The sequence below is a fragment of the Nonomuraea sp. NPDC047529 genome (assembly GCF_040642995.1).
In the GTDB taxonomy this organism is placed as follows: domain Bacteria; phylum Actinomycetota; class Actinomycetes; order Streptosporangiales; family Streptosporangiaceae; genus Nonomuraea.
Genome location: NZ_JBEYTJ010000017.1, coordinates 95,396 through 117,025, shown reverse-complemented (window position 1 = coordinate 117,025; position 21,630 = coordinate 95,396). Strand labels below are relative to the sequence as shown.

The window sequence follows — 21,630 nt, the reverse complement described above, 5'->3', positions numbered from 1 at the left end:
TTCGGGATGCGTTGCCATACGATTCCTTGACCATCCCCCACGCTGGCTCACCTTGCGGGACGGTGGCAGCATGGGCCCTATGACGGAACGCGTGGTCGGGATCGGCGCCGGCGCGAAGGAGCTGGCGACCGAGGACATGATCCTCAACATCGGTCCCCAGCACCCCTCCACGCACGGCGTGCTCAGGCTCCGGCTCACCCTCGACGGCGAGCGCATCACGGCGGCCGAGCCGATCATCGGCTACATGCACCGGGGCGCGGAGAAGCTGTTCGAGGTCCGCGACTACCGCCAGATCATCATGCTCGCCAACCGGCACGACTGGCTGTCGGGGTTCGCCAACGAGCTGGGCGTCGTGCTGGCCGCCGAGCGGCTGCTCGGCATGGAGGTGCCGGTCAGGGCCGTGTGGGCGCGTACGCTGCTGGCCGAGCTCAACCGGGTGCTCAACCACCTGATGTTCCTCGGCTCCTACCCCCTCGAACTGGGCGCGATCACCCCCGTCTTCTACGCCTTCAACGAGCGCGAACGCATCCAGGCCGTCATGGAGGAGATCTCCGGCGGGCGCATGCACTACATGTTCAACCGGGTCGGCGGCCTGAAAGAGGACCTGCCGCTCGGCTGGCTCGACCGGGTCGCCGAGGCCGTGGCCGAGACCCGCCGCCGGGTGCCCGACATCGAGAACCTCATCCTGAACAACGAGATCTTCCTCGCCCGCACCAAGGGCGTCGGCGTGCTGACCCGCGAGCAGATCCTCCAGTACGGCGTCAGCGGGCCTATCGCCCGCGCCTCCGGCGTCGATCTCGACCTGCGGCGCGACGACCCGTACCTGGCGTACGGGGAGCTGCCGGTCAAGGTCGTCACCCGGCGCGACGGCGACTGCCATGCCCGGTTCGAGGTGCTGTTCGAGCAGCTCAAGGTCTCGCTCGACCTCGCCGACGCGTGCGTCGCCCGGCTGCGCGAGCTGCCTCCCGGGCCGGTCAACCAGCGCCTGCCGAAGGTGCTCAAGGTGCCGGAGGGCCACACGTACGCGTGGACGGAGAACCCGCTCGGCATCAACGGCTACTACCTGGTCTCCAAGGGCGACAAGACGCCGTGGCGGCTCAAGCTGCGCTCGGCGTCGTTCGGCAACGTCCAGGCGCTGCGCGAACTGCTGCCCGGGACCCTGGTGGCCGACATGATCGCCATTCTCGGCTCGATGTTCTTCGTCGTGGGTGACATCGACAAGTGAGCACCCCCGAACGCGACAAGTACGTCGACTGGCTGCGTGCCCTCAGCCTCATCGTCGTGGTGGTCTGGCACTGGGCGTTCACGATCCTGGAGTGGAAGCCCACCGGCCCCGAGCCCACCAGCCCGCTCGGCTTCACCTCCGGGTTGTGGATCCTGACCTGGCTGCTCCAGGTGCTGCCGCTGTTCTTCTACGTCGGCGGCCACGTGCACCTGCTGTCCTGGAACCGGGCCCAGGCGCGCGGCGTCGGCATCGGGGCGTTCGTGTGGCGGCGCATCCGCGCGCTGTCCCTGCCCGCGTTGTTCCTGTGCGGCGTGTGGATCTCCGTCGGCGCGGTCGTCACCTGGGCCTTCCACGTGGAGTGGATGTGGCGGGTGGTGCTGCTCGTGCTCAGCCCGCTGTGGTTCCTCGGCGTCTACCTGGTGCTGATCGCGCTGCTGCCGGTGGCCCTGTACCTGCACAGACGCTACGACGTGCTGGCCCTCATCTGGCTCGGCGGCTCGGCCCTGGTCGTGGACGTCGTACGCTTCCGTTACGGCTACGAGTGGGCCGGCTGGCTCAACATGATCATCGTCTGGGGCCTGGCCCACCAGGCGGGCTTCTTCTACGACCGGATCGTCGTCCTGCCGAGGCGGTACGACGTCGGCATCCTGTGGACCGGCCTGTTCGCCCTGATCGGCCTGGTCTACTCGGGCATCTACCCGGGCTCGATGGTCGGCGTGCCCGGCGACAAGTGGTCGAACATGGCGCCGCCCACGTTCGTCATCGTCGCCCTGCTGATCTTCCAGATCGGCCTGGTCGAGGTGCTGCGCCCGGCCATGGAACGGGTGCTCGAACGCCCCCGCTGGGCGCGCGCGAACTCCTTCATCAACCGCTACGCCCTGCCGCTGTTCCTCTTCCACACGACCGGCATGGCGATCGCCTTAGGGCTGTCGTGGTGGCTGTTCGGCAACCTCGGCACGAAGATCCCGCCGGACCTGAAGTGGTGGCTGGAGCGGCCGATCGCCATCGTCGGACCGCTGATCTGCACGCTGCCGGTCATCTACCTCTTCGGCCGCCGCCGCCCCTCCGCCAAGACGCGCTAGTCGGACTTGCGCTCGTCGGAGTCCTTGGGGATGCGGCAGCAGTGTTCGAGGTAGAGGGCCGCGCAGACGAGCACCACGCAGGCCACGAACGACCCGGCCGCCACGAAGAACTCCGAACGCGGCGTCTCCCGGTCGAAGATCTGCAGCGTGTACGCGGCGAACCCGGCGAACATGCCCGCGAACACCGCCCCCGCGTACGCCGACGCCTTGGCCAGCGCCGCCAGCCGGGCCACCGCCAGCGGCTCGACCGGCTTGGTGTCCGGCTTCCTGGCGATCCTGGCCTTGGTCACCCACCCGCTGTAGCCCTCGCCGAGGGCCAGCAGCAGCACGGTCGGGATGGCCGTCCAGGGCATGATGGGCAGGTCGGAGTAGAAGTGCCGGACCGCCGCCCAGACGACCAGGGCGACGACGAGGAGGAGAGCGGCCAGCCGGCCGGGATGCGTCGGCCTCAATCGGGCCTCTGCAGCTTCAGGTCGTCGCGCAGGTGCACGCCGTGCCGGTCGAGCCCGGCCAGCAGGTCGGCCACCCGGCCCCTGCCCGGCACCGTGGCCTCGGGGTCGACCACCGACCAGGGCACCAGCACGAACGCGCGCTCGTGCACCCGGGGATGCGGCAGCGTCAGCTCGGGGTCGTCGGACACGGTCTCGCCGACGACGATCAGGTCGACGTCGAGCGTGCGCGGCCCCCACCGCTCCTCACGCACCCGCCCGTAGGCGTTCTCCACGCCCAGCGCCCGTTCGAGCAGCGTACGCGGCGGCAGCTCGGTCTCGGCGACCACGACCGCGTTGAGATACGGCTCCTGCCCGGCGGGCCCTCCGACCGGATCGGTCTCGTAGACCGGGGACACCTTGACGAACTCCAGGCCCGGGGCGTCGAACATCGTGTCGATGGCCCCCTGCAACGTCTGGAACCGCTCGCCCAGGTTGCTGCCGAGCGCGAGGACGGCCTTCATGTGCGGCTCCTCTCGATCGTCACGATCACATCGTCGAACGGCAGCGGGATCGGCGCCGCCGGTTTGTGCACACTCACCTCGACCTTGTCGACCAGCTCACTGGCCAGGCAGACGTCGGCCAGCCGCTGCGCCAGCGTCTCGATCAGCTCGACCGGCTCACCCTCGACCACCTCGACCAGCGCCTGAGCCAGCTCGCCGTAGTGGACGGTCTTGGTGAGATCGTCGCCGGCCGCCGCCGGGGCGGTGTCGAGGAACAACGTCGCGTCGACCACGAACTCCTGGCCGAGCTCACGCTCGGCGGGCAGGACGCCGTGCCTGCCCCTGGCCCGCAGGCCCTTGAGAGCGATGCGGTCAGACCTCAAGCTCGCCCTCCTCGTCCTCGTCGTCGTCTCCCTGGAGCACCGGGGAGCCGTGGTGCATCCACAACCGCCAGCCCTGTGAGGTGCGGATGTAGACGTTACTGGCCACCACCTTGCCCGCGGCGAAGCTGGACTCACCCTCCTCGCCCGCCGTCAGGATGTTCTCCACGCAGGTGAGCACGGCCACGTCGCCCAGCACGGTCGTGTTGACGTCGGTCAGCACGAACTGGATGTAGGTGGTGTTGGCCATGATCAGCGCCCACGACCGCAGCACCTCCGACCGGCCGGTCAGCAACGTCCAGCCCGGGTGGACGCAGCTCACCTGGTCGTCGGCGGTGTCCTCGGCCCAGATCTCGGTCATCTTGTCGAGATCGGCGCTCTCGATCGCGGTGTAGAACTCCTGGTTGACCGTCTCGATGGCGGCGGTGTCGACGCTCATGTGCCTGCTCCGGCTCTCTTCCATGCGGCCGCCACGCGCACGGCATCGGCATTGGGACCTACCTCGTGCACGCGCACGCACCAGGCCCCCGCCTGCGCCGCCAGCGCGGTCACCGCCAGCGTTGCGTCGTCGCTCCTGCTGAACGGGCGGGGTGCGCCGTCGGGGCCGGCCAGCAGCCGCCCGAGGAAGCGCTTGCGGGAGGCCCCGATCAGCAGCGGGTAGCCCAGCTCGGCGAGCTGCGGGATGCCGGCCAGCAACGCCCAGTTGTGCTCGGCGTTCTTGGCGAAGCCGAGGCCCGGGTCGAGCACGATCTGCTCCGGCGACACCCCCTCGGCCAGCACCAGGTCGACCCGCTTGCTCAGCTCCTCGCGCACCTCTGTCACGACGTCGGCGTAGACGGCGCGGCTGTCCATGTCATGGCTGTGGCCACGCCAGTGCATCACCACGTAGCGCGCCCCCGTGGCGGCGACCACGCGCGGCATCGCGGGATCGGCCAGGCCGCCGCTCACGTCGTTGACGAGCCTGGCGCCCGCCTCGACCGCGGCCCTGGCCACCTCGGCGCGCATCGTGTCGACGCTCACCGCGACGCCCTCGGCGTCGAGCGCCCGGATCACCGGGACGACCCTGGCCAGCTCCTCCTCCAGCGACACCCGGGCGGCGCCGGGACGGGTGGACTCACCGCCCACGTCGACGATGTCGGCCCCCTCCCGCACCAGGTCGAGACCGTGCTGGACGGCGGCCTCCTCGTCGAACCACAGGCCGCCGTCGGAGAAGGAGTCGGGGGTCACGTTGACCACGCCCATGACGAGGCACCGCTCCGTACCGCCCGGCACGTTGATGGGCACGCTAGTCATGGGGCAAGCCTAGGCGTTCCCCCACACCTGCCGACATCTCGGGTCCCCAGTTGTGGATAACGATCGTCACCTGCCGAGGATCAGCGCCATCGCCTCGGAGCGGGTCTTGTCGCTGGTACGGAAGTCGCCGCGGACCGCCGACGTGACCGTCTTGGCCCCCGGCTTGCGCACGCCGCGCATCGTCATGCACAGGTGCTCGGCCTCGACCACGACGATGACCCCGCGCGGCTCCAGCACCCGCATGAGGGCGTCGGCGATCTGCGAGGTCATGCGCTCCTGCACCTGCGGACGGCGGGCGAAGACGTCGACCAGCCGGGCCAGCTTGGACAGCCCGGTCACCTGGCCGCGCTCGTTGGGGATGTAGCCCACGTGGGCCACGCCGTGGAACGGGACCAGATGGTGCTCGCAGGTCGAGTAGACCTCGATGTCCCTGACCAGCACCATCTCGTCGTGGTCGACGTCGAAGACCTTGTTGAGCACGTCCTCGGGCGTCTGGCCGAGCCCGGAGAACTGCTCGGCCATCGCGCGGGCGACCCTGGCGGGCGTATCGAGCAGGCCGTCGCGGTCGGGATCCTCACCGATGCCGTAGAGGATCTCGCGGACGGCCTTCTCGATCCGCCCCAGGTCGACCTCGTGCTGGGTCACGCACTGTCCCCGGACTGGAAGGCGTCCTGGTGGCCGGAGGTGAGCGAGCCGTTGGCCGACTGCTCCTTCGGGGTCAGGATCGGCGGGCGGTCGGACGGGAGCCGCTTGCCGTAGCCCGCGTACGAGGGCCTGTGCTCCTTGACGACCACCGGGGCGAAGATCTGCAGGACCTGCTCGCGGGAGAGGGTCTCCTTCTCCATGAGCTCCAGCACCAGGTTGTCGAGCACGTCGCGGTATTCGACCAGGATGTCCCAGGCCTGGTCGTGCGCCGTCTCGATCATCCGGCGGACCTCCTCGTCGATGGAGGAGGCGATCTTCTCGGAGTAGTCGCGCTCGTGGCCCATCTCGCGGCCGAGGAAGACCTCGGCCTGGCCGGTGCCGAACTTACGGGCGCCGAGCTGCTCGCTCATGCCGTACTCGGTCACCATGCGGCGGGCGACCGCCGTGGCCTTCTCGATGTCGTTGGAGGCGCCGGTGGTGGGCTCGTGGAAGACGAGCTCCTCCGCCGCGCGGCCGCCGAGCAGCATCGCGAGCTGGTCCATCATCTCGGACCTGGTGGCCAGGAACTTGTCCTCCATCGGCAGCGTCATCGTGTAACCGAGGGCGCGACCGCGGGACAGGATGGTGATCTTGTGGACCGGGTCGGAGTTGGGCAGCGCGTGCGCCACCAACGCGTGACCGCCTTCGTGATAGGCGATCATCTTCTTCTCCTTGTCGGACATGACCCGCGACTTGCGCTCGGGCCCTGCCATGACACGGTCGATCGACTCCTCCAGGACCTCCATCGTGATCAGCTTCTGGTCGGCCCGCGCGGTGAGCAGGGCCGCCTCGTTGATCACGTTGGCCAGGTCGGCGCCGGTGAACCCGGGTGTGCGGCGCGCGATGACGTCGAGGTCGACGTCGGGCGCGAACGGCTTGCCGCGACCGTGGACCTTGAGGATGCCCTTACGGCCCTCCAGGTCGGGGCGGTCGACGGTGACCTGCCGGTCGAACCGGCCGGGACGCAGCAGCGCCGGGTCGAGGATGTCGGGCCGGTTGGTCGCGGCGATGAGGATCACGCCGCCCTTGACGTCGAAGCCGTCCATCTCGACGAGCAGCTGGTTGAGGGTCTGCTCGCGCTCGTCGTGACCGCCGCCCAGGCCGGCGCCGCGGTGGCGGCCGACGGCGTCGATCTCGTCGATGAAGATGATCGCGGGGGCGTTGGCCTTGGCCTGCTCGAACAGGTCACGCACTCGGGAGGCGCCGACGCCGACGAACATCTCGACGAAGTCGGAACCGGAGATCGAGTAGAAGGGCACGCCCGCCTCGCCCGCGACCGCGCGGGCCAGCAGGGTCTTGCCGGTGCCGGGCGGGCCGTAGAGCAGCACGCCCTTGGGGATCTTCGCGCCGATCGCCTGGAACTTGGCCGGGGCCTGCAGGAACTCCTTGATCTCCTGGAGCTCCTCGATGGCCTCGTCGGCGCCGGCGACGTCGGCGAACGTCGTCTTGGGGGTGTCTTTGGTGATGAGCTTGGCCTTCGACTTGCCGAAGTTCATCACCCGGGAGCCGCCGCCCTGCATCTGGTTCATGATGAACAGGAAGATCAGCACGATGATGACGATCGGCAGGAAGCTCACCAGGATGCTGAGCAGGAAGTTCTCCTGGGGCACCTCGGTGGTGAAGCTCTTCGTCTTGTCGGCGTCGACCTGAGCCTGCAGCTCGTCGGTCAGCTTCGCGCCGTAACCGCTGACCCAGTTGGACTGGATCAGCTTCGCCGGGGCGTCACCCGGCCGGACGACGATCGGCTTGGCGAGGGTGAGCTCGACCCGATTGTCCTTGTCGACGACCTTGGCGCTGGTGAAATTGCCGGCGCGAATCTGTTGGAGAACCGTGGACGTGTCGGCCTGCTTGAAATTGCCCCCGCCGCTCCAGAGCTGGGTGACGAGCAGGAGCAGCACGACGATGCCCAGGATCCACAGCAGTGGCCCACGTGTAAATCGCTTGAGATCCATCCGATGCGGAACCCCTTGCGGGCCCGTCCCTTCCTGACCATGGCCTGGAACCCCGGGCTGGCCCGGGGCCGCGGCATCCGACACCGCGACTTCTGACTACCCGAAGGGGACTTGCGGTCACCCTTCCGGAGTCTGAAGGTACACCGGCACGGCGAGCGGAGGGACCCGCCCGCTACACCGGTCTTGCCCTATCAACGTACGTCACGTTGCGCGATGTTCCCGGCCATGGCCGGGATTACTACTTATAAACGTGCGGCGCGAGCGTTCCGATGAACGGCAAATTGCGGTAGCGCTCCGCGTAGTCGAGCCCGTAGCCGATGACGAACTCGTTGGGAATGTCGAAGCCGACGTATTTCACGTCCATCGGCACCTTCACCGCGTCGGGCTTGCGCAGCGCCGCGCAGATCTCCAACGAGGCCGGGTTGCGCGACTTCAGGTTTTCCAGCAGCCAGTGAAGGGTGAGGCCGGAGTCGATGATGTCCTCGACGATCAGGACGTGGCGGTTCAAGATGTCGGTGTCGAGGTCTTTCAGCACCCGTACGACGCCGGAGGACTTGGTGCCCGCGCCGTAGGACGACACCGCCATCCAGTCCATCTGCACGGGCACGTGCAGCGCCCTGGCCAGGTCGGCCATCACCATGACCGCGCCCTTCAGCACGCCCACGAGCAGGACGTCCTTGCCCGCGTAGTCCTCGTCGATGCGCCCGGCAAGCTCTTTGATCTTGGCCTGGAGGTCGTCCTCGGGGATGAGGACCTTCTCCAGGTCTTTGCCCATGTCGGCAGCGTCCACCTGTGGTTCCTTAAACGATGGGACTGATGGCGACTATCAGGGTGCCATACCGCCGAACTGCGGACAGACCTCCGGGTAGATCGACCGCCTTCTGGCCGCGCCATTGTGTGACCAGCCGATCGACCGCCAGCACGTGGGTGGCGGAAAGCGCTCCGGACGGCGTGCCCGCCGCGATGGCCGCGCGCCTCAGCACCCTCCGTCGTACGGCGTCGGGCAGTTTCTCCAACTCCGGTACGGACAGTGTGACGGACGGCCCGATATCGCTTAGAGCGCAATTCGGGAACGCCGTTTCGGCCCACTGATCGAGGGCGTCGGCGTCCTCCCGAGCCATTCTGGCGGTCCGCGCGAGCGCTTCGGCCACCCCCGGGCCGAGCTCTTCGTCGAGCATCGGCAGGACGCGCTTCCTGACGCGGACGCGGGTGTAACGGGGGTCGTCGTTGTGGGGGTCGTCCCAAGGGTCGAGGGACATCGCACGGCAGGCGGCGACCGTCGTGGCCCTGGACAGGTCGAGGAAGGGCCGGCGGTAGCGGCCCGCCCGGGCGGCCATGCCGGAGATCGAGCGCAGGCCGCTCCCCCTGGCCAGGCCCAGCAGCACGGTCTCGGCCTGGTCGTCGCGGGTGTGGCCGAGCAGGACGGCGGCGGCCTGGAGGCGGTCGGCCGCCTCGGCCAACGCGGTGTACCTGGCGTCGCGGGCGGCGGCCTCAGGGCCGCCCTCGGTGCCGACGGTGACGGTGAGCACCTCCGCCGGGGCCAGGCCGAGCCCGGCGGCGATCCCGGTGACCTGCCGGGCCCGGTCGGCCGAGCCCGGCTGAAGCTGGTGGTCGACCGTGACCAGGCCCGCGCGCAGACCGGCGCGGGGGGCGACGAAGGCCAGCGCCGCCGCCAGGGCGAGGGAGTCGGCGCCGCCGCTGCACGCGGCCAGCACCAGCGCGCCGGTGCCGCCGAGGTCGGCCAGCGCCTCGCGCACGGCCCTGCGCACGTCGGCTACGGCTGGATGGGGACCCACGAGAGCCATTGTCCCGGCTGCCGGAACCCGCCGCACGCCGCGGCGGGTTCGATGGGGGTTGAGGTCAGGCGGGCAGGGCGGGGGTGCCGATGACGCGGTGGATCCAGGCGTCGGGGTCGGCGATCTCGGCGATCGTGGGCAGGGTCTCAGGGGACGTCCAGACCTTGTTGAAGCCGTCCATGCCGACCTGGTCGACCACCTTGCGGACGAACGCCGAGCCTTCGGCGTACTGCTTCATCTTGACCTCGATGCCCAGCAGGCGCCGCACCGTGCGGTCGACCCGTGAGCCGCCCTCGCGGCGCTGGGCGAACTTGGCGCGGATCTCCGAGACGGACGGGACCACCGACGGGCCCACGGCGTCCATGACGAAGTCGCCATGGCCCTCGACCAGGGTCATCACGGCCGTCAGCCGGTCGAGGATCTCCTTCTGGGCGGGCGACTGGATGGCGTCGATCAGGTTGCCCTCGCCGCCCCTGACGACGTCGGCCACCGTGTCGGCGGCGTTGCGCAGACGGTCGAGCAGCGTGGGCAGGTCGAGGTCGGAGGCGAGCAGGAACTCGGTCATCTGCGACCGGACGTACTCGCGCAGCCAGGTCACGCCGGTGAACTGCACCCGGTGGGTCTCCTCATGGAGGCACACCCACAGGCGGAAGTCGCGCGGCACGACGTTCATCTCGCGCTCGGCGTGGACGATGTTGGGCGCCACGAGCGTCAGGCGGCCGGTCGCCTCCTGGCCGGTCGGGTCGGGCGGCAGGAACAGCTCGTACTGGCCGAGCACCCGGGAGGCGAGGAAGGCGAGGACGGCCCCGACCTCCACGCCGGTGATGCGGGAGCCCACGGCGGTGACGATGGCGGGCGGCGGGTTGGAGCCACCGCTCATGCGCTGGGTCAGCGGTTCGAGGACCACGCGGAAGCCCTCGACGTTGGCCTTGATCCAGCCCGGACGGTCGACGATGGTCGCGGGCTGCGGCGCGGTCTCGGTGTGGATCTTCGTGAACTCGCGCACGTGGCCCTCGGCCTCACGTGACAGCGTGCGGAGCTCGGCGACGGCCTGCCTGGCCTCCTCCTTGCTCACCTGAGGACCGGGGCGCACCAGGCGCGTGCCGGTCGTGACGGCCAGATCCCAGTCGATCACCTGCATAGCGTCCACCGTACGTTGTTCTCGTCACGCCTGCGAAGAAGCGGCGTTCAGGATCGCGCGACGATCGCGGCGAGCTTGTCGAGCACGGGTTCGGCGTTCACCGGCACGTCGTCGGCGAGGAAGGCGAAGGTGACCAGCCGGCCGTCCTTGGTGGTGGCCAGGCCCGCCAGGGTGTTGACGTTGTTGAGCGTGCCGGTCTTGGCGCGTACGAGGCCGACCTGGCCCTTGCTGTCGGCGCGGGTGAAGCGCCGGCCGTTGCCCAGCGTGCCGGAGAAGCCGGCGATCGGCATGCCCGAGTCGACGGCCCGCAGCTCGGGGTGCTGGGCGGAGCCGGCGATGGCGATGACCCTGGCCATGGCGTCGGCGCTGACCCGGTTGCGGATGGACAGGCCGCTGCCGTCGGCGACGCTGACGCCCTTCGTGACGCCGAGCCGCCGCATCACGCCGACCACCGCCTGCGCGGCCCCCGCGAACGACGCCTCCTTGCCCTCCTTGATGGCGACGTGCCTGGCCAGGGCCTCGGCCATGTCGTTGTCGCTGTGGGTCAGGGTGTGCTCGACCAGGGCGTAGAGGGGGGCGGAGTCGACCTTGCCCAGCTCGGCGGCGCCCGCCGCGGCCTTCTCCTGGCGGACGTCCTTGGAGACGGTGACGCCGTACTTGGGGAGGAGCCGGGCGAAGGCGGCGGCGGCGGTCGCGGCCGGGTCGGCCACGCGGGGCCGGGCGCCGGGGCGCTGGCGTCCCTCGTCGATGGCCAGGGCGTGGACGGGAGCCGCCTCGCCGTCGGGCACGTAGTTCGGCTTCCAGCCGGGCGCGAGGGTCGGCCCGGTGAACAGGCTGTCGTCGTAGGCGAGCGTGACCTTCCTGACGCCCTTCGCCTTCAGCGTGGCGGCGGTGCGGGCGGCCAGGGTGGCGAGGGACGCCTGCTTGGGGTAGCCGGGCTTGGCCGTCGGCCCGGCGAGCAGCGGGTCGCCCCCGCCCACCAGGACGATCGCGCCGGGCGCGCGGCCCTGGACGACGCGGGTGGAGAAGCGGGTGTCGGGGCCCAGCGAGGCGAGCGCCGCGGCGGTCGTGACGACCTTGTTCGTGGAGGCCGGGGTGATGCCCAGGTCGGGGTTGGAGGCGAAGATCTGGGCCCCCGTCCTGGCGTCGAGCACGACCGCGCCGACCCGGCCGCCGAGCGCTTCGTCACCCAGCGCGTCGGTGAGCTGGCGGGTCAAAGTACTCTTAGTCGGGAGAGGTCCGTCTCCTGACGTCGCCGAAAGCTGGGCCAGCACAGGCCCCGAGGTGACCACGGGGGCGGGGGGGATTCCCCGGGGAGACGCCGTCGGCCCGATCGGTGACGGCTGCCTCGTCAGCGCGCTCAGGTTGAAGTCGCTGGTCATGGCGTAAACGCCGATGACGATCGTGACGATCTGGAGCACGGCGAGAGTGGCCAGCATCACCGTACGCTCGTGCCGCGCCACGTCGCCTGACCTCTCTCCTGGTGTTCGCCTACGAGACATTAACGCCCAGCCGGGACTTCCCGGGGGCCTTGAGCGGAGGAACCGCGGTGGAGTTCGACGTTGTCGTTGAGATTCCCAAGGGGCAACGGAACAAGTACGAAGTGGACCACGAGACCGGGAAGATCAGGCTTGACCGGCTCCTGTTCACCTCCACGCAGTACCCCGCAGACTACGGCTTCATCGAGCACACCCTCGGCGAGGACGGCGACCCGCTCGACGCCCTGGTGCTGCTCCAGGAGCCGACGTTCCCGGGCTGCTACATCACCTGCCGTGCGGTCGGCATGTTCCGGATGACCGACGAGAAGGGCGGCGACGACAAGGTCCTGTGCGTCCCCTCGACCGACCCCCGGATGCACCACATCCAGGACATCCACCACGTGTCGGAGTTCGACCGGCTGGAGATCCAGCACTTCTTCGAGGTCTACAAGGACCTTGAGCCCGGCAAGTCCGTCGAGGGCGCCAACTGGGTGGGGCGCATCGAGGCCGAGGCCGAGATCGAGCGCTCGTTCAACCGGGCTAAGGACGCGGGTCACCACCACTGATCCTCACTGGGGCCTGGTGGCGCCCACCAGGTCCCCTCGCCAGATCGGGGCCACGCGCACCACGTCGCCGGTCTGCGGCGCGTGCACCATCTGACCCTGGCCGACGTAGATGCCCACGTGGTGGATCGTCCCGGGGTCGTCGGTGATGCGGCCGAAGAACAGCAGGTCGCCGCGGCGGAGCTGGTCCAGCGGCACGTGCGGGCCGGACGTCCACTGGGTTCCGGTCCAGTGGTCCAGATGCACGCCCACCTGTTCCCAGGCGCGCATCACCAGGCCCGAGCAGTCATAGGTGTCGGGGCCGGCGGCGGCCCACACGTACGGCTTGCCGAGCTGGGTCAGTGCCCAGTTGGCGGCCAGGTTGCCGCCCGCCGACCCCGCCGCCCCGGCCGCCGACAGGGCCAGGGCCCGACGCCTGGCCAGCAGCTCGGCGTGGCTGCGGGCGGCGTTCACCCGGCGTTGGAGCTGTCGCCTCTCCACCCGGAGGGTGTGCGTCTCGCGGCGCTGCCGGGCGACGGCCGCCTCCGCGGCGAGCTTCGCCTGCCGGGCGCGCTCCGAGGCCGCCTGCTGGGCGTCGTAGGCGTTCTGCGCCTGCTCCCCGAGGATGGCGGCGACCTCCTGGGCGTCGCTCATCCTGCGCAGGATGCGGGCCCGCTCGTCGCCGAGCTGGCTGAGCAAGCTCGCCCGGTGCAGGAAGCCGTCCACGCCGCCCTCGTCGATGAGCATGCCGATGACGGGGTCCATGGGCGTCATGCCGCTGTAGCTCTCCGCCGCGAGCAACGCGACGGCCTGCCGGGCGCGCTCGGCCTCGACGTCGGCCGCCGCCTGACGTTCCCGGGCCTGCCCGTACGCCTGCTCGGCCTGCCGGAGCCGGACCAGCTCGCCGTTGTACGCCTCCACCTGCCGTTCCACGCCGGACGCCAGCTCGTCGAGCCTGGACTGGGCCGCCGCCAGCCCGGCGCTGGCCACCCCCAGCTCCTTCGAGCGGTGGCGGGCGGTCTCTCGCGCCTTCTTCACGTCCTTGGCCGACGGCATGGGGTCGGCCGCCACCGGCGGGCACGGAGTGAGCGGACACAGAGCGACTAGCAGGGCGCACGCCAGGAGCCTGGCCCGAATTGAGCGCATAGGTCCCCCTGAAAACAGATGGTTACTCTATGCACACAGTTCCCAGCGCTCTCATGCACGTAACGTCATCACCGCAGGCGGAAGAGGCGCTCTATCCACGGACGGATGCCGGCGACCACCGGCTGGGCGGCTCTCGGATAGGTGAAAACGGGGGTTTGGCCGCCGTACGCGGCGTGCAGTTCGGCGGCCTTGCACCAGTCTGCGGTCACCCGGGCCGTGGCCCACGCCGCCGCGATGGCCGGCCTGGCCTCCGGATGGCGGTCGTAGGTCTGGTAGAGGGTCATGGTGGCGTCGGCGGCGGCGTGACCGTCGCCCGGGTAGGCGGTGCCCGCCAGGTAGGGGGCGGTGACCCGGCCGCCGTGGCAGGTGTCGAGCACCCAGGTCCAGTTGGCCGTCACCAGCCCGAGCACCGGATCGGGGACGTCGGCGGCGGCGCCGTACATGCGTTCCTGGCGCGGGCCGGTCAGGCGGCGGGCGTCCCACAGCCAGTCGAGCTCGTCCGGCTGCGGGCCGCCGGCCAGCCAGGACAGCACGGCCAGGCCGCGCGCGGTGCGCAGACGGGACAGGTCGAGCACGTGGCGCAGCATGCGGGGGCCGCGGTCGAGCCAGGTCGGCCAGTCGACGCGATGACCTCTGGGCACCAGCTCGGCCACCCGCCGCGGGACGGGCAGCGGGCAGACCCGGCGGCCCAGGTGCGGGTCCTGGCGCAGCTCGAACGCCTCCACGGCCCGTTCAGCCGCTCTCGACGGGCGTGACGGGCTCCTCGGTGGGCGTGTGCGTGGGAGGGGGCGTGTGGGTGGGCGTGGCCGTCTCCGTGGGCGTGGTGGTCGGCGCGGGCGTCTCGGTGGGCGTCGGGGCGGGGGTGGGGGTCGGCACCGGCGGCGTGCGGGTCGGCGGACGCGTGCCCGGCTCGCCGTGCGGCGGACGGCCGGGCGGGCGGCTCGGCCATCCGGGACGGCCGGGCTGGCCGGGCTGGCCGGGCTGGCCGTACGTCGGGTCGCCGGGGTTCTGGTCCGGCGGATCGGCCTGTGGCGGATCGTCGGGCGTCGGCTGCGGGTCGCCGGGCTCGGGTTCGGTGGTCGGCGCGGTCGCGTGCGTGGGCACGAGCACGGCCGGCGGCACCGGCGTCGTCGAGCCGAGCATGCCGAACGGCTCGGGCGCCGCGCTGTCGAGGATGGGCTCTACGGTCAACTGGACGTCCTGCGGGTCGGGTTGCCAGGGCAGTCTGATGCCGGGCGGCTCGCCGGTGGCGGGGAACGCGGCCGTCGCCACCCCGGCGAGACCGCCCCTTTCCTTGCCGAACTGGTTGAAGATCACTGCTATCGCCACCACGGTCGCGACCGCCGCCAGCGCGCCCGCCACCGCTTGAGGCCACCTTCGAGCCGCCGTCTGGGTGGGAACGGGAAACCCGGCGGCGTCCAGGGAGGCCGTGCGCCGGGCGACGTAGCGGCGGTAGGGCAGCAGCTCGGGGTCGGCGAAGCAGCTCATGACCCTGATGCGCAGCGCGTCGGGGAGCGCGGCGGCGGGCAGCAGGGCGAAGACCTTGGCGGCCGAGGCCTGACGGGTGCGGTGGGGGGCGCAGACCTCGCAGCGGGCGACGTGCCCGACCAGGTGCTCGCGCATCTCCCTGGTGAGCTCCCCGGAGAATCCGTCGAGGATCCGGGCCCGGCGCGGGCAGTCGTAGGGGCCCTTGCGCGCCAGGATCTCGGCGGTGACGGCGTCGGTGAGGTGCTCGCGTGCCTGCTCCCTGGCCTGCTCGACCTCGCGCGGCGACATCGCGAGCACCTGGGACAGGCCGGCGGTGTCCAGCTCGTGCCTGGTCGCGAGCTCCAGCACCTCGCGGTCGGCGACGGGCAGGCTGACGACGGCGTTCCAGGCCATGAGCCGCAGGTCGGCGTCGGCCGGGTCGTCGAGAGGCGGCGCCTCGGCCAGCGCCTCGTCGGCGCCGGGCGGCGCGGCCATCCGGCGCCGCAGGCATTCGAGCCGGGCCAGGGCGAGCAGCCAGACCCGGAACCTGTCGGGCTGGGACAGCGCGCCCGCGTGCGCCTCGGCGGCGATCAGCGTGTCGCGCAGCGCCACCTGGGCGCTGTCGGTGTCGAGGAGGAGGGACCAGCAGTAGCGGTAGACGCTCTCCGCGTAGGTGTCGTAGAGCGCGGCGAGGGCTCCCGGGTCACGGGTGCGGAGTGCCTCCACCAGGACGCGGTCATTCATGTGACCGAAGGTAATGGATCGGTAACTAGTAGTTCTACCGGTTCCGCCGCTTGTCTACCGCGACCCCGTCATTCCTCGACCTATTTGTTCGGACTAATACCGATTACTGCTTTACCTGCCCCATGACCTGGCTCCCCCGGTCGACCGCGAACGGCTCGGAGGTGGGCTTGACCGTGTGCTCCGGGATCGCGCCGCCCATGGCCAGATCCTCGTAGGGACGGCCGGTGGAGCCCCAGGTCCTGGCGGTGACGTCGGTCTTGGCGACCTTGCTGTCCTTGGGCAGTCCGGCCACGGTGAGGATGAACCTGGGCGGGCTGCCGGCCTTGACGTCGTCCACGAACGTGCTGCCGCCGCCGAGCAGTTTGCCGGCCCCGTCGCGCAACAACGCGTTCACCACCAGGCTGCTCGCCGGCAATTGATACGGATTCCCGACATAGCCGGTAATTAGGTAAGAGCCGTCTTTTTGGCGCATTGTCTGGACGCGGCTGATCGGGAACGACTGGAACGACGACGGGATGCGCGCGGCGGTCCGCCACTGCGCCGGACGGTACTGGATGGTCACCTTGACCGGCTTCTCGGCGGTGGACGCCTGGCCGGTGAAGGCCAGGGAGCCGCCCGGCGGCACGGCGTCGAGCGGCTGGTCCATGCGCACCACCTCGGTGCCGGCGGCGTCGCGGCCCACGATGGTGGCCACCACGTGCTCGCCGAAGTGCCACGGGTTGGCGTTGCTGAGCACGCCCGCCCAGTTGACGGCGTAGCCGTCGGAGGACTTGGCGATGTTCGAGACCTGCTCCTTGAGAACGAGCGGCTTGAGCGATTGGGCTGGCTGGTCCTCACTTGAACAACCGGCGAGGCAGATCGCCCCGAGTGCGAGGAGGCTGACGGTTCGGCTACGCAGGATCACTTTGCCGTGATAACCCGTGCATGGGCACGGCTGTCAGATGACACGCGCCGGGCGTACCAACTCTTTAACGCCGCCGGACGACCCTGGACTCGTCCCATACCGGCTCGGACGACTCGTAGACCATGCCGTCGGAGCCGAAGACCAGGAAACGGTCGAAGTCGGCGGCGAACCAGCGGTCGTGGGTGACCGCCATGACCGTGCCGTCGAACGCGTCGAGGCCCACCTGGAGCGCTTCGGCGCTGGCCAGGTCGAGGTTGTCGGTCGGCTCGTCGAGCAGGAGCAGCGTGGCGCCCGACAGCTCCAGCAGCAGGATCTGCAGCCGCGCCTGCTGGCCCCCGGACAGCGTGTCGAACCGCTGCTCGGCGATCAGCCCGGCCAGCTCGTAGCGGGCCAGCGTCTTCATGGCCTCGTTCTTGAGCCTGGCGTGCTCGTTCATCACGATCTCGACCGGCGTGCGGCCGAGCAGGTCGGGCCTGGAGTGGGTCTGGGCGAAGTGCCCTGCGACGACCCGGGCGCCGAGCCTGGCCACGCCGTCGTGCGTGACGGGCTCGCCAGCCAGCAGGCGCAGGAAGTGGGACTTGCCCGAGCCGTTGGAGCCGAGGACGGCGACGCGCTCGCCGTACCAGATCTCCAGGTCGAACGGGCGCATGAGGCCGGTCAGCTCAAGGCCCTCGCAGATGACCGCGCGCTTGCCGGTGCGGCCGCCGCGCAGCCGCATCTTGATGTTCTGGTCGCCGGGGGCCTGCTCGGGCGGGCCCGCCTCGACGAACCTGCGCAGCCGCGTCTGGGCCGCGTGGTAGGGGGCGGCCATGCCGTCGTTGTACCTGGCCTTGTTCTTCAACATGTTGACCAGGGCCTTGAGCTTGGCGTGCTCTTCGTCCCAGCGCCTGCGCAGCTCGTCGAGGCGCTCGTTGCGGGCCTTGCGGGCCTCGCCGTAGCCGGCGAAGCCGCCGCCGTGGATCCAGATGTTGCCGCCCTCGACCGTGATGATGCGGTCGGCGGCGTTGGCCAGGAGCTGGCGGTCGTGGCTGACCAGCAGGACGGTCTTGGACGTCTCGCGGAGCTGCTGCTCCAGCCACTCCTTGCCGGGCACGTCGAGGTAGTTGTCGGGCTCGTCGAGCAGCAGGGTCTGGTCGGGGCCGCGCAGCAGCGCCTCCAGGACGAGCCGCTTCTGCTCGCCGCCGGACAGGGTGGCCACGTCGCGGTACTTGACCCGGTCGTACGGGACGCCGAGGGCGGCGACCGTGCAGGTGTCCCAGAGCACCTCGATCTCGTAGCCGCCCGCGTCGGTGTAGTCGCTGATGGCCTGCGCGTAGCGCATCTGCGCCTTCTCGTCGTCGCGCTCCATCATGACCAGCTCGGCCGCGTCGAGCCGCTCGGCCGCCTGCCGCACAGCCGGCGGGGCCACGCCCAGCAGCAGGTCGCGGACGTTGCTGCCGTCGCGCACGCTGCCGATGAACTGGCGCATCACGCCCAGCCCGCCGGAGCTGGTCACGTTGCCCTCGACGGGCTCCAGATCGCCGGCGACCAGGCGCATGAGCGTGGTCTTGCCCGCGCCGTTGGGCCCGACGAGCGCCGCCTTGACACCGTCGCCGATCCGGAAGGAGACGTCGTTGAGCAAGGGCCGGCCGTCGGGCAGCACGTACGTCAGATGTCCTACTTCAACGTGGCCCATCCGGGCAGGCTACCGGCCGTTCTGCACCACCGGCACCCGATTTTCGTGCGGCGATACCGGAGGACTCTGGACAGCAAGTGATCTAATGACTAGAACTGTACGGGACCCCCAGCCCTAGGAACCGGTGATGACGCGATTCCGCTCCTCCCTCGCCCCCCTCGCCGTCGCGGTGCTCGGTCTGATCGCCGTGCCGCAGCAGGCGTGGGCCGCGCCGCCCAAGCCCGTGCCGCCGTCGGTCGGCGCGACGCAGCAACAGCAGTCCGGCCCGGTCTCGGCCTGCGCGCCCACCGTGCGCGGCGCGTCCGTGGACGCCCGGCTGACCAGCCTGTTCACCTCGTACGGCAACGACAACAACCGCCTGGACGACTGGACGGGAGCCGACGGCACCTACTCGGTCAAACTGCCGAACGGCCGTGAGCTGTGGGTGTTCTCCGACACCTTCCTCGGCCGGGTCAACCCCGACGGCTCCCGGCCGCCGGTCGTCGAGGAGGGCGGCAGCACCGTCTTCCTGAACAACTCCTTCGCCGTCGAGCGGGACGGGCGGCTGTCCACCGTCCACGACGGCACGGCCGCCGAGCCCGAGGCCGTGATGCCGCCGCGCGACGACAAGCACTGGTACTGGGCCGGGGACGCCACGCTGGCGGGCGGCCTGGTGGAGGTCACGTACCAGGAGTACGAGCGGTTCGGCTCCGGCGCGTGGGACTGGCGCTGGCACCGGAACGTGGTGGCCAGGTTCGCGCCCGGCCGGCTCGACCAGCCGATCAGCGTGCACGACCTGCCCTCGGGCCACGGCGTCTCCTGGGCCTCCGGCCTGCTGAAGGACGGCGGCTACACCTACGTGTACGGCGTCGAGGACCTCGGCACGGCCAAGTACATGCACCTGGCCCGGGTCAGGGGCCAGAGCCTGCTGGGCACGTGGGAGTTCCGCACGGCCGACGGCTCGTGGTCGCCGGACGAGACCGACTCGGCCCGGATCATGGGCGGGGTGGCGAACGAGTACAGCGTCACCCGGGTCGGATCCGGATATGTCCTGATCACGCATGACACGACCGAGGTGCTCAGCCCCAACATCGTGGCCTACTCCTCGTGCTCCCCCACCGGCCCCTTCACCGGCAAGCAGCACGTCTACACCACCCCCGAGACCAGCGGGAACGTCTTCACCTACAACGCCCACGCCCACCCCGACGTCGCCGGGAACGGCCTGGTGGTCTCCTACAACGTCAACAGCTTCGTCAACACCGACCACTACCGGGACGTGTCCATCTACCGGCCCAGGTTCCTGGACGTGACGTTCGAGTGAGGCGCAACTGGGCGGCGCGCCTGCGGCGGCTCACCCTCGACGGGCTGCGGGCGGTCACGCTGGAGAACGAGCGGCTGCGCGTGACCGTCGTGCCGGACAAGGGCGGCGACGTGGTGGAGTTCCTGCACAAGCCCACCGACACCGACTTCGTCTGGCTCTCCCCGCAGGGTCTGCGCGATCCACGCGACCACCGTCACGGCGCGGCCGACGACGTCGCCCAGTTCGTCGACCACTACGAGGGCGGCTGGCAGGAGGTCTTCCCCAACGGCGGCGCGCCCAGCGAGTACCGGGGCGCGCGCCTGGCCCAGCACGGCGAGGTCGCCGGGTTGCCGTGGTCGTGCGAGGTGGTGGCCGACTCCGAGGAGGAGGTCGCGGTGCGGCTCGGCGTGCGCACGCGGCGGCTGCCGTACCGGGTGGAGAAGGTGTTCCGGCTCCGGGCGGGGACGGCCGCGCTGGAGGTCGAGGGCCGGGTGACCAACGAGTCGGACCTCGCGCTGCACGCGATGTGGGGGCAGCACATCGTCTTCGGCAGGCCGTTCCTGCGGGCGGGCGCGCGGATCCGGCTGCCCGAGGGGGTGCGGGTGATCCCGCACGCCGGCCCGATCGACCCGGCCGGGCGCCGGGTGCGTCCCGGCGGGCCGTGGCGGTGGCCGGTGGTGCCCGCCGACGGGGGCGGGGAGACGGATCTGAGCGTGGTGCCCGAGCGGGGCGGGCCGAGCGACATCGTCTACCTCACAGGCTTCCCTCAGGGTTGGTACGAAATTTCGGGGGATATCGGTATGCGGGTGGAGTGGGATGCGGCGCTCCTCCCCTACCTGTGGATGTGGCAGGAGCTCGGCGCGTCCACCGGCTATCCCTGGTGGGGACGGGCCTACACACTGGGGCTCGAACCGTTCGCCGGCATGCCGACCGACGGCCTGGCCGCCGCCGTGGCCAACGGGAGCGCCCTGCCGCTCGGACCGCAGGAGACCAAGGTGTTGAGGTGGCGCGCGGAGGTGCTGGCGTGAGTGAGTTTTCCGGCAAGGTGGCGCTGGTCACCGGCGGCTCGATGGGCATCGGACGGGCGGTGGTCGACCGGCTGGCCGACGGCGGCGCGAACGTGGTGTTCTGCGGCGTGGACAAGGACGCGGTGCTCGACAGCGAGCACGTCACCGGTGTCGTCGCCGACGTGCGCCGGGCCGGCGACATGCGCGACCTGGTGGACCTGGCCGTGACCAGGTACGGCGGCCTCGACGTCGTCGTCACCTGCGCCGGCGTCCAGCGCTACGGCACGGTCGAGGACACCCCCGAGGAGGTGTGGGACGAGGTCATGGACGTCAACCTCAAGGGCGTCTACCTCACGTGCAAAGCCGCCGTGCCGAGGCTCAGGGAGCGCGGCGGCGGCTCGATCGTGGTCATGTCGTCGGTGCAGGCGTTCTCCTCGCAGGCGCAGGTGGCCGCCTACACCGCGAGCAAGGCCGCCCTGAACGGCCTGACCAGGGCCATGGCACTCGACCACGCGCCCGACGGGATCAGGGTCAACGTGGTCTGCCCCGGCTCGGTGGACACCCCCATGCTGCGCTGGGCGGCCGACCTGTGGCGGGGCGGGCTGTCGCAGGAGGAGCAGGTCCAGCAGTGGGGCAAAGCCCATCCGCTGGGCCGCGTCGGCCGCCCCGAGGAGGTGGCCGAGCTGGTGGCGTTCCTGGCGGGGCCGCGCTCGTCGTTCATCACCGGCGCCGAGCACCGCGTGGACGGCGGTCTGCTGGCCCGAAACCCCGCGGCGCTCCCCGACTAGGTCGAGTAAGTCCCCAGTCGCCTCCCAATCCTGGCAATCGTTGCGTCAACGCGACGAAGTGCCAGGTGGTGAGCCTGGTAACCAGAGTCTCTGCGTGTAATCCGAGGGTGGGTCCC

22 protein-coding genes are annotated in these 21,630 nt (G+C 70.5%); 6 read left to right on the top strand and 16 right to left on the bottom strand.

The features are described from left to right. Positions 1–79 precede the first annotated feature (79 nt). Both ABZ815_RS26120 and ABZ815_RS26115 read left to right on the top strand, forming a co-directional pair. Positions 80–1,225 (top strand): NADH-quinone oxidoreductase subunit D, encoded by a 1,146-nt coding sequence (locus ABZ815_RS26120; protein WP_357702231.1) that lies wholly within the window; start codon positions 80–82, stop codon positions 1,223–1,225. Then, positions 1,222–2,307 carry an acyltransferase gene (locus ABZ815_RS26115; RefSeq protein WP_357702229.1) on the top strand — a complete coding sequence of 362 codons (1,086 nt, stop codon included), beginning with the start codon at positions 1,222–1,224 and terminating at the stop codon, positions 2,305–2,307. Before ABZ815_RS26120 ends, ABZ815_RS26115 begins: the two co-directional genes overlap by 4 nt. Here ABZ815_RS26115 and ABZ815_RS26110 read toward each other — a convergent pair. The 11 genes from ABZ815_RS26110 to dacB form a co-directional block, all read right to left on the bottom strand. Next, positions 2,304–2,759: a DUF3180 domain-containing protein gene (locus ABZ815_RS26110; protein ID WP_357702227.1), complete on the bottom strand. Its 456-nt coding sequence runs from the start codon at positions 2,757–2,759 to the stop codon at positions 2,304–2,306. The genes ABZ815_RS26115 and ABZ815_RS26110 overlap by 4 nt on opposite strands. Beyond that, positions 2,756–3,259 (bottom strand): 2-amino-4-hydroxy-6-hydroxymethyldihydropteridine diphosphokinase, encoded by a 504-nt coding sequence (gene folK, locus ABZ815_RS26105; RefSeq protein ID WP_357702225.1) that lies wholly within the window; start codon positions 3,257–3,259, stop codon positions 2,756–2,758. Before folK ends, ABZ815_RS26110 begins: the two co-directional genes overlap by 4 nt. Next, positions 3,256–3,621 carry a dihydroneopterin aldolase gene (gene folB, locus ABZ815_RS26100; protein WP_357702223.1) on the bottom strand — a complete coding sequence of 122 codons (366 nt, stop codon included), beginning with the start codon at positions 3,619–3,621 and terminating at the stop codon, positions 3,256–3,258. The genes folK and folB overlap by 4 nt, the downstream gene beginning before the upstream one ends. Then, the gene (locus tag ABZ815_RS26095) at positions 3,611–4,057 is read right to left on the bottom strand and encodes a nuclear transport factor 2 family protein (RefSeq protein WP_352318611.1); all 447 of its coding nucleotides are present in this window, start codon (positions 4,055–4,057) and stop codon (positions 3,611–3,613) included. Before ABZ815_RS26095 ends, folB begins: the two co-directional genes overlap by 11 nt. After that, complete coding sequence (gene folP, locus ABZ815_RS26090) at positions 4,054–4,860, bottom strand: dihydropteroate synthase (protein WP_357702379.1); 807 nt, start codon at positions 4,858–4,860, stop codon at positions 4,054–4,056. The genes ABZ815_RS26095 and folP overlap by 4 nt, the downstream gene beginning before the upstream one ends. A gap of 117 nt (positions 4,861–4,977) precedes the next feature. Continuing rightward, on the bottom strand, positions 4,978–5,556 hold the full coding sequence (gene folE / locus ABZ815_RS26085) for a GTP cyclohydrolase I FolE (RefSeq protein ID WP_357702221.1): 579 nt from the start codon (positions 5,554–5,556) through the stop codon (positions 4,978–4,980). Continuing rightward, positions 5,553–7,547 carry an ATP-dependent zinc metalloprotease FtsH gene (ftsH, locus tag ABZ815_RS26080; protein WP_357702219.1) on the bottom strand — a complete coding sequence of 665 codons (1,995 nt, stop codon included), beginning with the start codon at positions 7,545–7,547 and terminating at the stop codon, positions 5,553–5,555. Before ftsH ends, folE begins: the two co-directional genes overlap by 4 nt. Before the next feature lie 238 nt (positions 7,548–7,785). Continuing rightward, positions 7,786–8,337, bottom strand: a complete 552-nt coding sequence (hpt, locus tag ABZ815_RS26075; protein ID WP_357702217.1) for a hypoxanthine phosphoribosyltransferase — start codon at positions 8,335–8,337, stop codon at positions 7,786–7,788. 10 nt (positions 8,338–8,347) lie between these two features. Continuing rightward, complete coding sequence (tilS, locus tag ABZ815_RS26070; RefSeq protein ID WP_357702215.1) at positions 8,348–9,352, bottom strand: tRNA lysidine(34) synthetase TilS; 1,005 nt, start codon at positions 9,350–9,352, stop codon at positions 8,348–8,350. A 55-nt stretch (positions 9,353–9,407) separates the two neighbouring features. After that, a complete protein-coding gene (locus ABZ815_RS26065; protein ID WP_357702213.1) occupies positions 9,408–10,484 on the bottom strand; it encodes a zinc-dependent metalloprotease in 1,077 nt (358 codons plus the stop codon). A gap of 47 nt (positions 10,485–10,531) precedes the next feature. After that, positions 10,532–11,947, bottom strand: coding sequence for a D-alanyl-D-alanine carboxypeptidase/D-alanyl-D-alanine-endopeptidase (dacB, locus tag ABZ815_RS26060; protein WP_357702211.1), 1,416 nt, complete (start codon positions 11,945–11,947; stop codon positions 10,532–10,534). A gap of 86 nt (positions 11,948–12,033) precedes the next feature. On the opposite strand from dacB, the gene ABZ815_RS26055 reads away from it, so the two are divergent. Continuing rightward, positions 12,034–12,528, top strand: coding sequence for an inorganic diphosphatase (locus tag ABZ815_RS26055; RefSeq protein WP_357702209.1), 495 nt, complete (start codon positions 12,034–12,036; stop codon positions 12,526–12,528). Between the two features lie 3 nt (positions 12,529–12,531). Here ABZ815_RS26055 and ABZ815_RS26050 read toward each other — a convergent pair whose 3' ends face one another. The 5 genes from ABZ815_RS26050 to ABZ815_RS26030 form a co-directional block, all read right to left on the bottom strand. After that, on the bottom strand, positions 12,532–13,575 hold the full coding sequence (locus ABZ815_RS26050; protein WP_357702207.1) for an NlpC/P60 family protein: 1,044 nt from the start codon (positions 13,573–13,575) through the stop codon (positions 12,532–12,534). Between the two features lie 143 nt (positions 13,576–13,718). Then, positions 13,719–14,375 carry a hypothetical protein gene (locus tag ABZ815_RS26045; protein ID WP_357702205.1) on the bottom strand — a complete coding sequence of 219 codons (657 nt, stop codon included), beginning with the start codon at positions 14,373–14,375 and terminating at the stop codon, positions 13,719–13,721. 7 nt (positions 14,376–14,382) lie between these two features. Further along, positions 14,383–15,861: a sigma-70 family RNA polymerase sigma factor gene (locus ABZ815_RS26040; RefSeq protein WP_357702203.1), complete on the bottom strand. Its 1,479-nt coding sequence runs from the start codon at positions 15,859–15,861 to the stop codon at positions 14,383–14,385. 103 nt (positions 15,862–15,964) lie between these two features. Next, positions 15,965–16,765 carry a hypothetical protein gene (locus ABZ815_RS26035; RefSeq protein ID WP_357702201.1) on the bottom strand — a complete coding sequence of 267 codons (801 nt, stop codon included), beginning with the start codon at positions 16,763–16,765 and terminating at the stop codon, positions 15,965–15,967. Between the two features lie 64 nt (positions 16,766–16,829). After that, positions 16,830–18,440, bottom strand: a complete 1,611-nt coding sequence (locus ABZ815_RS26030) for an ATP-binding cassette domain-containing protein (RefSeq protein WP_357702199.1) — start codon at positions 18,438–18,440, stop codon at positions 16,830–16,832. Between the two features lie 127 nt (positions 18,441–18,567). On the opposite strand from ABZ815_RS26030, the gene ABZ815_RS26025 reads away from it, so the two are divergent. The 3 genes from ABZ815_RS26025 to ABZ815_RS26015 are packed head-to-tail and all read left to right on the top strand — an operon-like array spanning position 18,568 to position 21,514. Next, positions 18,568–19,740, top strand: coding sequence for a DUF4185 domain-containing protein (locus tag ABZ815_RS26025; RefSeq protein WP_357702197.1), 1,173 nt, complete (start codon positions 18,568–18,570; stop codon positions 19,738–19,740). Further along, positions 19,737–20,747 (top strand): DUF4432 family protein, encoded by a 1,011-nt coding sequence (locus tag ABZ815_RS26020; RefSeq protein WP_357702195.1) that lies wholly within the window; start codon positions 19,737–19,739, stop codon positions 20,745–20,747. Before ABZ815_RS26025 ends, ABZ815_RS26020 begins: the two co-directional genes overlap by 4 nt. After that, complete coding sequence (locus ABZ815_RS26015; RefSeq protein ID WP_357702193.1) at positions 20,744–21,514, top strand: glucose 1-dehydrogenase; 771 nt, start codon at positions 20,744–20,746, stop codon at positions 21,512–21,514. Before ABZ815_RS26020 ends, ABZ815_RS26015 begins: the two co-directional genes overlap by 4 nt. Positions 21,515–21,630: the final 116 nt, after the last annotated feature.

Bases quoted from the DNA above. Each gene is read 5' to 3' on its own strand.
- folP (WP_357702379.1), bottom strand. From the start codon at position 4,860: ATGGGCGTGGTCAACGTGACCCCCGACTCCTTCTCCGACGGCGGCCTG.
- folK (WP_357702225.1), bottom strand. From the start codon at position 3,259: ATGAAGGCCGTCCTCGCGCTCGGCAGCAACCTGGGCGAGCGGTTCCAG.
- ABZ815_RS26095 (WP_352318611.1), bottom strand. From the start codon at position 4,057: ATGAGCGTCGACACCGCCGCCATCGAGACGGTCAACCAGGAGTTCTAC.
- tilS (WP_357702215.1), bottom strand. From the start codon at position 9,352: ATGGCTCTCGTGGGTCCCCATCCAGCCGTAGCCGACGTGCGCAGGGCC.
- ftsH (WP_357702219.1), bottom strand. From the start codon at position 7,547: ATGGATCTCAAGCGATTTACACGTGGGCCACTGCTGTGGATCCTGGGC.
- ABZ815_RS26120 (WP_357702231.1), top strand. From the start codon at position 80: ATGACGGAACGCGTGGTCGGGATCGGCGCCGGCGCGAAGGAGCTGGCG.
- ABZ815_RS26030 (WP_357702199.1), bottom strand. From the start codon at position 18,440: ATGGGCCACGTTGAAGTAGGACATCTGACGTACGTGCTGCCCGACGGC.
- ABZ815_RS26065 (WP_357702213.1), bottom strand. From the start codon at position 10,484: ATGCAGGTGATCGACTGGGATCTGGCCGTCACGACCGGCACGCGCCTG.
- ABZ815_RS26025 (WP_357702197.1), top strand. From the start codon at position 18,568: ATGACGCGATTCCGCTCCTCCCTCGCCCCCCTCGCCGTCGCGGTGCTC.
- ABZ815_RS26040 (WP_357702203.1), bottom strand. From the start codon at position 15,861: ATGAATGACCGCGTCCTGGTGGAGGCACTCCGCACCCGTGACCCGGGA.